This window comes from Nonomuraea zeae (assembly GCF_005889725.1).
Lineage (GTDB): Bacteria > Actinomycetota > Actinomycetes > Streptosporangiales > Streptosporangiaceae > Nonomuraea > Nonomuraea zeae.
This window is the reverse complement of sequence record NZ_VCKX01000361.1, coordinates 1-11,264: the sequence shown is the minus strand read 5'-3', so window position 1 is coordinate 11,264 and position 11,264 is coordinate 1. Positions and strand designations below refer to the sequence as shown.

Sequence of the window (11,264 nt, the reverse complement as noted above, 5' to 3'; positions counted from 1 at the left end):
CGGCTGGGGTTGGTAGACCAGCTTGCAGAGAGCCGCGGACTGCGGCGGCCTTCGCTGCGCGTTTGATCCAAGCCCGTTGGTGGTCGCGCTGCGCGAGGTTGTCGCAGTTCGCCCTTATGTCAGTGCTCACTCCGCCGTGACGTCGAGCCCCCGAAGCCCTCCGTACCGTCGAAGCCCCCAGTGATGTCGAAGCCCTCCGCCACGTCGAAGCGTGGTGACGATGCCGCCAGGATCGCCTGCTTCGGCGCGACCGGCCAGAGAGCAGTCAGCTCCTCGGTGAGGGCGGCCATCAGCGAGCCGATGTCCGCGCCCGCCGAGTCGTGCAGCGCCTCCGCGACGATCAGCACCTCCGTGGTCGTGTCGCGGACGGCCGACAGGCCGCTCTGCCGGTTGGTCCAGCGCCGGGCGTGCGCCCGCGCGGCCGCGTCCGCGAAGATCACCTCACCGGCCGGCGGCCGCTCGCTCTCGCCCCCGAAAGTCAGGTACGTCTCGTCGCCCACGGCGTGGCGCACCTCCACGAACCCCGAGATCCGCGACACGTCGAAGACCGCCACCGGGATCGCGTACGCGATCGACACCGCGTTGCAGAGGTCGATCAGCGGATGCAGCCGCGGCAGCGCCCCTTCCTTCCGGAAGCGGCGCAGCAGGGACTCCGACGCGCATCGGTACTGGGTCGGCTTGAGGCCCATCCGCGAGAACGCCCGCCGCCACGCCTGGATCTCCGGCAGCTCACTCTCCGAGGCGCCGGCCAGGCGCTTGGCCGCGATCTCGCCGAAGCGGGCGGCCGCGCCCGCGGCGGAGACGTCCGCGGTGATGCCCGCCGCGTGGAGCACCCCGGGGACGAGCTCGGGGAAGTCTCGCCAGATGTCATCGGAATGCTGGAAATGCATGGGTCACTCCGCTGCGGCAGGAACGCGCGATCGTCTCCGCGAGCCTACCGCGCCGTAACAGGCGCAGGTCAGGCACACCAGGACGGCGGCCGCCAGCAGCGGCCTGGACAGGCCGCCGAGCACCGCCACGCCGAGGGTGGCGCCGACCTGGCGGAAGGCGTTCAGCACCCCGCCCGCCGTGCCGGCCGTGCCCGGAGGCGCGCTGTTGACCATGCCGGCCATCAGCGCGGGCAGCACGAACGACAGCCCGAAGCCCATCACGACCAGCCAGGGCACCAGGACGTCCGTGAGCCCGAGCCCGCCCAGACCCACAGTGAGCAGAGCGAGGCCGCAGAAGATCGGCGGGCGCGGGCCGTAGCGGGCCACCAGGCGGCCGGTGAGCAGCGGATTCACCGTCATGGGGAGCGTGAGCGGCAGGAACGCCAGACCGGCGGCCATCGGGGCCAGGTGCCGGGTGTCCTGCAGGAACAGGGTCAGGACGAACAGGGCGCCGGAGAAGGCGAAGTTCGCGACCGTGCCCGCGAGCAGCTCCGGCCAGGTGGCCGCGAGCAGGCCGCCGGGCAGCGCCGGGGCGTGGCTGCGGCGTTCGGCGAGCACGAGGCCGGCCAGCGCGGCCAGCGCCAGCAGGCCGGCCAGGTAGGAGGAGTCGATCAGCGCTTCGGCGACGAGACCGAGGAAGGCGCAGGCCAGGACCTGGACCCACCAGTCGATCAGCCGGTGCCCGCGTGGCGACCTGGCCTTGCGCATGGCCAGCAGGCTGATCAGGGCGACGGGCGGGTTGATGAGGAAGACGGCGCGCCAGCCGTACAGGTCGACGAGGACGCCTCCGAGCAGGGGGCCGACGGCGAGCGCGCTGCCGGTGATGGCCGCCCACAGGCCGGTGGCGCGGGCGCGGGCGGCGGGGACCGGGAACATCTCGGCGAGCAGGCCGAGCGAGCCGCCCGTGCACAGCGCGCCCGCGACCCCGAGCAGGGCGCGCAGGGCGATCAGCCACCCCAGATCGGGCGCGGCGGCGCTGAGCAGCGAGATCACGCCGAAGGCCGCCACGCCGGCCTTGAAGACGCGGGCCGCGCCGTACCTGTCGGCCACCGCTCCCCCGGCGAGCAGGCAGGCGGCGAAGGCGACCGTGTACGCGTTCACCGCCCATTGCTGGCCCGCCAGCGAGCCGCCGAGCGAGGCGCTCAGGTCGGGCAGGGCGATCGTCAGGACGGTCGTGTCGAGGATGACCAGGAAGTAGGCAAGGGAGAAGCCGAACATGCCCTTCAGCCTGCTGAAACGGGACAGGTCACCTCAACAGGCGCAGCCGCAGGGGGCATTCGGGAAAGCCGTATGCTGGCCATCATGGAGTTGCGGCAGTTGAAGGGGTTTGTGGCGGTTGCCGGGTCCGGCACCGTCACCGGAGCCGCGAACGCGCTGGGCCTGGCCCCGGCGTCGGTGTCGGAGCAGGTGCGCCGGCTGGAGCGCAGTCTCGGTGTGGCGCTCTTCGAGCGTACGCCGCAGGGCATGCGCCTGACCGAGGCGGGCTCCGCGCTGCTGGCGCGCGCGCAGGGCCTGCTCGATCACGCCGACGAGGTGCGCAGGGCGGTGACCGGCCGCCGCAGGCGGGTGCGGATCGGCGCGCTGGAGATGCTGGCCGCGGCCAGGCTCCCCGCCGTGATCCGCCGCCTGTCGGAACGCCACCCCGACCTGGACGTGGACGTGGACTCCCTGACCAGGCGGCCGCTGCTGGCCGAGGTGGCGGACGGCCGCCTGGACGCGGCGCTGCTGCTCGACTGGGGCCCGCGGGCCGGCGGGCTGGGCTTCACCCCGCCGGCCGGCCTGGACCATCTGGACGTGGGCGAGGTCAAGCTGTCGCTGGTCGCGGCCCCGGGCGGCGACAGGGAGCCGTTGCTGGTGAGCCCGCCGGGCTGCTCGATCCGGCTGGCGGCCGATCAGGTCTTCGGCTCCGGCGTGCCGCGCAGGGAGCTGAGCAGCATCGCGACCGCGCGCGAGTGGTCCAGGCAGGGGCTCGGCTCGGCGCTGCTGCCCGACTTCGCGCTGGAGTCGGACCTGGCCTCGGGCGCCCTGGTGGAGCTGGACTGCGACGCCCCGGCGCTGGCGTTGCGGCTGATCTGGCTGCAAGGCCGCGAGCCCGCGCTGCGCGACGTCCTGTACGCCATGAGCACGTGACTCCCCGCCTCGCCACGACAGGGTGGGCGCACCGGCCGTCTCAGATGCGCTTGAGTCGGTAGAGGACGTGGCGGCGCAGGCCGCTTTCCTCCGGCACCCGCGGGTGGTCGAAGTCGTCGGCCGGGTCGCGCGTCATGCCGAGGCGCTCCATCACCGCGCGGGAGCGCGTGTTCTGGACGGCCGTCATGGAGACGAGGTCATCGAGCCCCGCCTCGCCGAAGGCGTACCTGACGGCCTCCCGCGCCGCCTCACTGGCGTACCCGTGCCCCCACGCCGGGCGCGCCAGCCGCCACCCGATCTCCACGGCGGGCGTGAAGCGCGCCTCGAACGTCTGCCAGGCCAGCCCGGTGAAGCCGATGAAATGCCCGCTCTCCCGCACCTCCAGCGCCCACAGCCCGAACCCGTGCTCGTCGAACTTCTCCTCGATCCGGTCCACCAGGGCGTCGCTCTCCTCGCGGGTGAGCAGCGCCGGGAAGTGCTCCATGACCTGGGGGTCTGCGTTCATGGCCGCGAAGGGCTCCCGGTCCTCCGCACGCCACCTGCGCATGATCAGTCTCTCGGTGTCCATCCGGCCTACAGTACGCGGCTGAGAAACGCCTTCGTCCGCGCGCTGCTCGGGTTGTCCAGCACCTCGGCGGGCGTGCCCGACTCGACCACGACGCCGCCGTCCATGAACACCACCCGGTCGGCCACCTCCCGCGCGAACCCGATCTCGTGGGTCACCACGATCATGGTGAGCCCGTCCTCGGCGAGGCCCTTCATGGTGGCCAGCACCTCGCCGACCAGCTCCGGGTCCAGCGCGCTGGTCGGCTCGTCGAACAGCATCAGCTTGGGCCGCATCGCCAGCGCCCGCGCGATCGCCACCCGCTGCTGCTGCCCGCCGGACAGCTGCCGGGGGTAGCCGGCGGCCTTGTCCTCCAGGCCCACCCGGCGCAGCAGCGCGAGCGCCCGTTCCCTGGCCTGCTCGCGCGGCTCGCCGCGGACGCCGACGGGCGCCTCCATGACGTTCTGCAGCACCGTCATGTGGGGGAACAGGTTGAACTGCTGGAAGACCATGCCGATCTCCGTGCGCTGGCGGGTGATCTCGCGCTTGCGCAGGTGCCGGACCCGGCCTCCGGACGCCTCGAAGCCGATCAGCTCCCCGTCCACGTGGATGGCGCCGCCGTCGATGGTCTCCAGGTGGTTCACGCAGCGCAGGAACGTCGACTTGCCCGAGCCCGACGGGCCGAGCACGACCACGACCTCGCCCGGCTGGACCTCCAGGTCGATGCCCTTGAGCACCTCCAGGTGGCCGAAGTGCTTGCGTACGGCGCGGGCGTGGACCATGGGGACGCTCACGAGGTCACCTCCGACGGACGGCGGCGGCGGAAGGCCGCGAAGGACCAGAAGCTTTGCGGGGCGTTCCTGGTGGCGCCGCGGGCGTAGTGGCGCTCGATGAACGACTGGCCGACGTACAGGACCGAGGTGATCACCAGGTACCAGACGCAGGCCACGATCAGCAGCGGGATGGTCTGGAAGGTGCGGTTGTAGATCGACTGGACCGTGTACAGCAGGTCGGCCAGGGCGATGACGCTGACCAGGGAGGTGGCCTTCAGCATGCTGATGACCTGGCTCCCGGTGGGCGGGATGATGAAGCGCATCGCCTGGGGCAGCACGATCCTGCGGAAGGTGCGGGCGTTGCTCATGCCCAGCGCAGAGGCGGCCTCGGTCTGCCCTGGGTCCACCGACATCAGGCCGCCGCGGATGATCTCCGCCATGTACGCGCCCTCGTTCAGCCCGAGGCCGAGGATGGCGGCGAGCAGCGGCGTGATGAGCACGTTGGTGTCGGCGCTGAGGAACTCGGGCCCGAACGGGATGCCGAAGGAGATCTCCGGCAGCAGGTACGACAGGTTGTACCAGAGCACGAGCTGCACCAGCACCGGCGTGCCGCGGAAGAACCAGACGTAGAGCCCGCAGGCGCCGCGCGCGACCGGGTTCTCCGAGAGCCGGCCGATCGCCAGGAGCACCCCCAGCACCACGCCCACGGCCATCGCGATCACGGTGAGGAGCAGGGTGGTGAAGATGCCCTGGCCGATGATCTGCGCGTTGACGTAGCGGCCGACGACGTCCCACTGGAAGTTGGTGTTGGTGACCAGCAGGCTCACGAGCTGCGCGGCGAGCACCAAGAGCACGATCGAGGCCACCCAGCGCAGCGGATGGCGGGTGCGCGCGGCGCCCGCGACGTCGACCTCGGGCAGGCTCATGACGTCGCCAGGTTCACGCCGGCCTGGTCCAGCTTGTTGTCGGTGGTGCCCCACTTGTCCATGATCTTGGCGTACGTACCGTTGTCGATGAGCTTCTGGACACCGTCCTTGAGCACGTCGCGCAGCGGCGAATTCTTGCCCACGACCGCGCCCTGGTAGAGGTCGTCGAACCCGTTGGCCTGGCCCTTGCCCGCCAGCTCCAGCTTGCCGCCGGCCTGGGAGACGAAGTACGTGAGCGGCGCCTGGGAGGAGAAGAACGCGTCGGCCCGCCCGGAGCTGACCGCCAGCACGGAGGTCGGCTGGTCCTTGTACGACTGGACGGTGATCTTCGGCTTGCCCTGCTTGGCGCAGGTCTCGGACTGCGTCTTGATCACGTTCTCGGCGGAGCCGCCGGCCATGACCGAGATCTTCAGCCCGCAGGTGTCCGCGACCGAGCCGATCTTGTCGGGGTTGCCCTTGGGCACCGCGAAGACGACGTACTCCTTGACCCAGTCCACGAAGTCGTTGGCCTTCTGCCGGTCGGGGAAGTCGCCGACCGGGCCGATGGCGAAGTCGTAGCGCCCCGAGGCGATGCCGGTGAGCGAGCTCGGCAGGCCGTCCACGGTGACGTGCTCGATCTTGACGCCGAGCAGCTGGCCGAGCGCGTCCGACATGTCGGCGGCGGCGCCGGTCAACGACCTGCCGTCCGCCCCCGCGATCTCGTACGGCGGGAACGAGCCGTTGTTCACCGAGACCAGCTTGCCGGCGGTCTTGACCTTCTCCGGCAGCCGGTCGTACAGGGCCTGGTCCTTGGCCTGCGCGGGGGCGCTCTCCCCGGCCGGCTGCTGGGAGCTCAGCGCGCCCTCGGCCTCCTCCGGGTTGGCGCCGCAGCCGGTCAGCAGGATGGCCGCGCCGAGCAGGGCCACAACCGTGTGTTTCCTAGACATGTCGCTCCAATCGCGGGTCCACGGCGAAGCGCCGGTTCTCCAGGACGGGCAGGCTGAGCCGGGCGGCCGCGAGCTCGTCCGCCGAGGCCTCGACCCACAGCAGGCCGGGCGCGTCGCCGAGGCGGGCCCGGGTGATGCCGAGCGGGTCGACGATCATGCTCGACCCGATGTTGCGCCGGCCGCATTCGCCGGAAGCGGCCACGTAGCAGGTGTTCTCCAGGGCGCGGGCGGTCACCATGACCTCCCAGTGCCATTCCTTGGCCGGGCCGCGCACCCAGGCGGTGGGCAGCGCGATCACCTGGGCGCCCTGGTCGGCCAGGAGCCTGGCCAGCTCGGGGAAGCGCACGTCGTAGCAGGTCATCATGCCGACCTTCCAGCCGGCGCAGTCGATCACGACGGGTGCGTTCGTGCCGGGGACGACGTTGTCGGACTCGCGCCGGCCGAAGGCGTCGTACAGGTGCAGCTTGGTGTACGTCGCGACGATCTCCCCGTCCCTGGCGGCCACCAGGACGTTGAGCACCCGGCCGTCCTCCGCCGGGGTGTGCACGCCGGCGATCACCGTGGTCGAGGAGCCGCGCGTGCGCTCGACCAGCCCGCTGACGAACGGCCCGTCGAGCGGCTGCGCGGCCTCGCGGATGCGCCTGGGCTCGTCCACGAAGAGCGCGAGCGAGCCCTCGGGCAGGACGAGCAGGTCCGCCTCACCCGCGACGGCCCGGTCGATCAGCTCCTGGCAGGTCTTGAGATTGACCGCCCAGTCCTCCGCGGACGCGAACTGCCCGACGGCGATTCTCAGGGGATTCATACGGGGAAGACCTCCTCGGTCGCGATGCGGCGGGACGAGATGCCCTGGGCGTGCAGTTCCGCGCAGAAGGCGGCGACCATGGCCGCGTTGGGGCCGGTGCCGTACGGCATCCAGTCCGCACCGAACGTCCCGGCCGTCGAGGTCAGGTCGGCGAGCAGCCACGGCGTGGTGTCGGCGAGCAGCCGCCGCCGCGCGAGCCAGTGCCGCTTGGACCGCTCGAACAGCTCCTGCACGGCCTGCGGCAGCCACGGGGCGCGCTCGACGCTCTCGCGCTTGAGCGTCACCAGGTGGATGCCGGGCACGAAACCGGTCTCCTGGTAGTAGGCCAGCTCGGCGGCACGGTGGTCGGGCAGGAGATGGCGGAAGCGGCTGTCCGGGGTGAAGAACTCCGCCGGCATGAACGGCGTCATGATCGCGTCGAAGCGGCCGCCCGCCAGGCCCTCGGCCAGGGATTCCTCGGTCAGCGAGACGTTGTCCGGGAACGGGACGGGGCCCACCCGGTCCTTGCCCGTCTCACCGGCGACCAGGGGGCCGACCGTCCAGTCGACGCCGTCGAGGTCCACGCCGGCGGCCCGCAGCAGCGCCCTGGTCCACGTGTTGCCCGAGTCCGGCCAGCCGGTCAGGCCGATGCGGGCGCCCTTGAGCTCGTCCAGCGAGGTCAGCTCGCTGTCCTTGCGGACGAGGACGCAGCGGTGGCGGAAGCCGCGCATCACGAAGACGGGCAGGCCCACCAGGCGGTCGTCGCCGGCCGCGCGGCCGAGCACGTATCTGCTGAAGGAGGTCTCGCCGCCGTCCAGCTCCGGCTCGCTCAGCACGTCGGGCGTGACGGCCCGGGAGTCGAGGTCCAGCTCGAAGCCCTCGGGACGGATCTCGCCCGTCGCGACCGGCACCAGATGGTCCCAGTCCCGCAATGCCAGACGAATTTCGCTATTCGCCACAAACTCTCCCAAACACCTGCAAAGTTGCCGTGAATTGCCAGAAACCATATGTTCAGTTGACAAGGGACCACAAGGTGATCTTTGTTCCTGAACAAAGATTTATGGGATCAATGGGGGCAAAGTGGACGCCGGATGGCTGGCGCAACGGATCGGTGAGCCCAGCGCGCGGGGCATCGCCACCGCCCTGACCGACCTGATCAGGGAGGGCACGGTGACCACCCAGACGCGCCTGCCGACCGTACGCGGCCTGGCCAGGGAGCTCGGCGTCAGCTCCGGCACCGTCGCGGAGGCGTGGTCCGAGCTGCGACGGCGTGGAATGATCCACACCGATCGGCGCCGCGGGACGGTCGTGCTCGGCCCGCCCGACGTGCCCCGACCCATCCGGTACGAGCGCATCGGCCACTGGGGTGACCGGCTGGCGATCGACCTCGCGATCGCCTCACCCGACCCGGCACTGCTGCCGCCGCTGGAATCGGCGCTGCTCGCCGCGGCGCACGCCGACGGGCTCAACGACTACGCCCGCGAGACGATCACGCCCCGGCTGCGCGCCGCCGTCGAGCCGGCCTGGCCGTTCGCCGCGCAGAGCTGGCTCGCGGTCGGCGGCGGCTACGAGGGCGTCCAGCTCCTCTGCCAGACGACCGCCCTGCCCGGCGACAGGATCGCGATCGAGGAGCCGACCGGCGCCCGGCTGCTGGACATCCTGGAGACGATCGGCGTCCAGATCATCCCCGTCGCCTGCGACGAGGCGGGGCCCAAGCCGGAGGCGCTGGCCAAGGCGCTGAAGGCGCGGCCGGTGGCGTTCGTGTACCAGCCGCGCGGCCAGTCGCCCTGCGGCCACGCCGTGACGCCCGAGCGCTCGGCGGAGCTGGCCGCCCTGCTGGCGCCCACGACCACGCTCATCGTCGAGGACGACGGGATCGGCGAGCTGTCGGTCTCGCCGATGGTGAGCATGGGGACCCGCTTTCCCGACCGGACCGTGCTGGTGCGCTCGTTCTCCAAGTCCCACGGCCCCGATCTGCGCATCGCGGTCATCGGCGGGGCGGCCGACGCGGTGGAGCGGGTGCGCGTGCTGCGCAGCTTCGGCACCGGCTGGACCAGCCGGATCCTCCAGGACACGCTCGCGCACCTGCTCGGCGACGCCGTCGTGCGCGAGCGGGTCGAGCACGCCCGCGCGGTCTACGCGGGACGCCGGGCGCGGCTGGCCGCCGAGCTGGCGGCGCGCGGCGTGCGTACGGGCGGGAGTGACGGGCTGGTGCTGTGGGTGCCCGTACGCGAGGAGTCGGCCGCGCTGGTCACCCTGGCCGCGCACGGGATCTCCGTGGCGGCCGGCAGCCGCTACGTCATCGACCCCGCGCCGACCCCGCACCTGCGGCTGGCCACGGCCCGGCTCACCGACGACCCGGACCGGCTGGCCGAGCTGGCCGACGTGGTCGCCCTGGCCGCGCGCGGCGGATCATGACCTGCGCGACTTCATCCCCGTGATCCGGCGGAACACGTCCCACCAGAACGGCGCCCCGAACAGCAGCGCCACGTACGACAGCAGGAAGCCCGGCCAGTGGCTCGGCGTGGTGAGGCGGTCCCACCACAGGCCGCCGTTCCAGTGCACGACCGGATCGCCCTGCGCCGGGATCGACACGCTGACCAGCGCCTGGTCCAGCAGCTTGACCAGGGCGGGCTGGCTGAGCGTCTCGGTGACGCACGGCACCGGATCGCCGCCCGTGCACCGCGCCTTCAACTCGTTGTACGCGTCGGGCCCCGCCTCCGCCACGGCCGCCACCGAGGTGCGGAAGGCGTTGTCGCGCAGCAGCGTCTTGCCGTATTCGAGCCCGTCCATCGTGAACAGCAGCGTCACCACGACGCCGAGCGCGGCCACCACCCACTTCACGTAGCGCTTGTACAGCATGGACAGCCGCTGCATCTCCCCGTCGAACCAGGTCTCGACCCCCTGCCTGAACCGGTCGAGATCGCGCTGCGCCGTCTCCCACACGCCCTTGAGGTGGCCGTAGAGCGGGCTGCGCATCGACTTGAGCTTCTCCAGGAGCCCCTCGACGCCGCCCGGCTCGGCCGCGGCCATCTCCATCAGGGCGACCGAGAAGCGCCCCGGGGGGATGTTCGCGATGCTGGTGCGGCCCCTCTTGGGGTGGTCGATCTCCTGGACCCGCTGGTAGAGCAGGTTGACCATGGCGTCCTCCGCCTTGGTCTCCCGCGCGGGCGCCGCTCCGGCCTGCGAAGGTGCCGGCTGGTCGCTGTGCTTCGGCCGCGGGTCGCGGACGAAGGGCAGCGCCGCGAAGACGTCGCGCACCTTGGCCGGCAGCCACGACCTGCCCTGGGCGTCAGAGCCGTCCATGGTGTCCCTGAGGTAGGCCCACAGGAATTTGCTGCGGATGGCGAGCAGCCGGACGAACGCCTCGTTGAGGCCGCTCACCAGCAGCGACAGCAGCAGGAACGACACCACCAGGCCGAGGGCCAGGTCCACGTAAACGGAGAGCACCGCGCCTTGATACACCCGTTCGCGGTCCTGATCAAGCCCCGTAGAACACCCGATCCACCACGTGGCGTGCCCGGCGGGTCACGCGGCGGTAGTCGTCGAGGAAGTCCTCGGAGCCGTCCGGCGGGTAGCCGAGCGTCCTGGCGATCAGCCTGCGCTCCCCCGAGTCGCGCGGGACGCTGTCACCTGGACGGCCCTTGACCAGCATGATCGCGTCTCGGATGCGGGAGGCGAACCGCCACGCCTCGGCGAGCACGCTCTCGTCGGACCGGCTGAGCAGGCCCTCGGCCACGGCCGCGCGCAGGGCGTCGAGCGTACGCGTGGTGCGCAGCGACGGCAGCGTCCCGGCGTAGCGCAGCTGCAGGAGCTGGGCCACCCACTCCACGTCGGACAGCCCGCCCGGGCCGAGCTTGGTGTGCAGGGCCGGGTCCGCGCCGCGCGGCAGCCGCTCGGCCTCCATGCGCGCCTTGAGCCGCCTGATCTCCCTGACCGCGTCGTCGGGCAGGCCGCCCGGCGGGTAGCGCAGCTCGTCGATCATCGAGACGAACTCCCGGCCGAGCGCCGCGTCGCCCGCCGAGAACCTGGCCCGCAGCAGCGCCTGCGACTCCCACGGCGACGACCAGCGCGAGTAGTAGGCGCGGTAGGAGGCCAGGGTGCGTACCAGCGGGCCCTGCCGCCCCTCCTGTCTCTTATACCCATCTCCGAGCCCACGAGACCCTAAGACATCTCGTATGCCGTCTCCTGCTTGAAAAAAAAACAAAACAATTAGTTTTTCGCTGTTGCTCGACTTACACAAAAAACGTCAAAT

11 protein-coding genes and 1 pseudogene are annotated in these 11,264 nt (G+C 71.5%); 2 read left to right on the top strand and 10 right to left on the bottom strand.

From position 1 onward, the window contains the following. Positions 1-119 precede the first annotated feature (119 nt). The gene (locus tag ETD85_RS54600) at positions 120-890 is read right to left on the bottom strand and encodes a B3/B4 domain-containing protein (RefSeq protein WP_138697746.1); all 771 of its coding nucleotides are present in this window, start codon (positions 888-890) and stop codon (positions 120-122) included. Positions 891-893: 3 nt separating this feature from the next. Then, complete coding sequence (locus tag ETD85_RS54595; RefSeq protein WP_138697745.1) at positions 894-2,147, bottom strand: MFS transporter; 1,254 nt, start codon at positions 2,145-2,147, stop codon at positions 894-896. Between the two features lie 84 nt (positions 2,148-2,231). Here ETD85_RS54595 and ETD85_RS54590 point away from each other — a divergent pair, with 84 nt between their 5' ends. Next, on the top strand, positions 2,232-3,059 hold the full coding sequence (locus ETD85_RS54590; protein ID WP_138697744.1) for a LysR family transcriptional regulator: 828 nt from the start codon (positions 2,232-2,234) through the stop codon (positions 3,057-3,059). Positions 3,060-3,099: 40 nt separating this feature from the next. Here the strand turns inward: ETD85_RS54590 and ETD85_RS54585 are convergent, their stop codons facing one another. Genes ETD85_RS54585 through ETD85_RS54560 form a run of 6 tightly spaced genes read right to left on the bottom strand, consistent with a single transcriptional unit; the run spans position 3,100 to position 7,920 of the window. After that, positions 3,100-3,627, bottom strand: a complete 528-nt coding sequence (locus ETD85_RS54585) for a GNAT family N-acetyltransferase (protein WP_138697743.1) — start codon at positions 3,625-3,627, stop codon at positions 3,100-3,102. Positions 3,628-3,632: 5 nt separating this feature from the next. Next, positions 3,633-4,385, bottom strand: coding sequence for an amino acid ABC transporter ATP-binding protein (locus tag ETD85_RS54580; protein ID WP_138697748.1), 753 nt, complete (start codon positions 4,383-4,385; stop codon positions 3,633-3,635). Between the two features lie 8 nt (positions 4,386-4,393). Further along, a complete protein-coding gene (locus tag ETD85_RS54575) occupies positions 4,394-5,302 on the bottom strand; it encodes an amino acid ABC transporter permease (protein ID WP_138697742.1) in 909 nt (302 codons plus the stop codon). Next, on the bottom strand, positions 5,299-6,228 hold the full coding sequence (locus tag ETD85_RS54570) for an ABC transporter substrate-binding protein (protein ID WP_138697741.1): 930 nt from the start codon (positions 6,226-6,228) through the stop codon (positions 5,299-5,301). The genes ETD85_RS54575 and ETD85_RS54570 overlap by 4 nt, the downstream gene beginning before the upstream one ends. After that, the gene (locus ETD85_RS54565; protein WP_206059482.1) at positions 6,221-7,030 is read right to left on the bottom strand and encodes a deaminated glutathione amidase; all 810 of its coding nucleotides are present in this window, start codon (positions 7,028-7,030) and stop codon (positions 6,221-6,223) included. The genes ETD85_RS54570 and ETD85_RS54565 overlap by 8 nt, the downstream gene beginning before the upstream one ends. Further along, entirely contained in the window at positions 7,027-7,920 is an 894-nt protein-coding gene (locus ETD85_RS54560) for a substrate-binding domain-containing protein (RefSeq protein ID WP_206059481.1), read from the bottom strand. Before ETD85_RS54560 ends, ETD85_RS54565 begins: the two co-directional genes overlap by 4 nt. 169 nt (positions 7,921-8,089) lie before the next feature. On the opposite strand from ETD85_RS54560, the gene ETD85_RS54555 reads away from it, so the two are divergent. Then, positions 8,090-9,427: an aminotransferase-like domain-containing protein gene (locus ETD85_RS54555; protein WP_138697739.1), complete on the top strand. Its 1,338-nt coding sequence runs from the start codon at positions 8,090-8,092 to the stop codon at positions 9,425-9,427. Here ETD85_RS54555 and ETD85_RS54550 read toward each other — a convergent pair. Together ETD85_RS54550 and ETD85_RS54545 are read right to left on the bottom strand one after the other, a co-directional pair. Continuing rightward, positions 9,422-10,459, bottom strand: a complete 1,038-nt coding sequence (locus ETD85_RS54550) for a hypothetical protein (protein ID WP_138697738.1) — start codon at positions 10,457-10,459, stop codon at positions 9,422-9,424. The two genes, ETD85_RS54555 and ETD85_RS54550, sit on opposite strands and share 6 nt — an antisense overlap. A 31-nt stretch (positions 10,460-10,490) precedes the next feature. After that, positions 10,491-11,156, bottom strand: a pseudogene (locus ETD85_RS54545) ([protein-PII] uridylyltransferase family protein); the annotation flags it as partial. Positions 11,157-11,264: the final 108 nt, after the last annotated feature.

Bases quoted from the DNA above. Each gene is read 5' to 3' on its own strand.
- ETD85_RS54600 (WP_138697746.1), bottom strand. From the start codon at position 890: ATGCATTTCCAGCATTCCGATGACATCTGGCGAGACTTCCCCGAGCTC.
- ETD85_RS54595 (WP_138697745.1), bottom strand. From the start codon at position 2,147: ATGTTCGGCTTCTCCCTTGCCTACTTCCTGGTCATCCTCGACACGACC.
- ETD85_RS54590 (WP_138697744.1), top strand. From the start codon at position 2,232: ATGGAGTTGCGGCAGTTGAAGGGGTTTGTGGCGGTTGCCGGGTCCGGC.
- ETD85_RS54585 (WP_138697743.1), bottom strand. From the start codon at position 3,627: ATGGACACCGAGAGACTGATCATGCGCAGGTGGCGTGCGGAGGACCGG.
- ETD85_RS54580 (WP_138697748.1), bottom strand. From the start codon at position 4,385: ATGGTCCACGCCCGCGCCGTACGCAAGCACTTCGGCCACCTGGAGGTG.
- ETD85_RS54575 (WP_138697742.1), bottom strand. From the start codon at position 5,302: ATGAGCCTGCCCGAGGTCGACGTCGCGGGCGCCGCGCGCACCCGCCAT.
- ETD85_RS54570 (WP_138697741.1), bottom strand. From the start codon at position 6,228: ATGTCTAGGAAACACACGGTTGTGGCCCTGCTCGGCGCGGCCATCCTG.
- ETD85_RS54565 (WP_206059482.1), bottom strand. From the start codon at position 7,030: ATGAATCCCCTGAGAATCGCCGTCGGGCAGTTCGCGTCCGCGGAGGAC.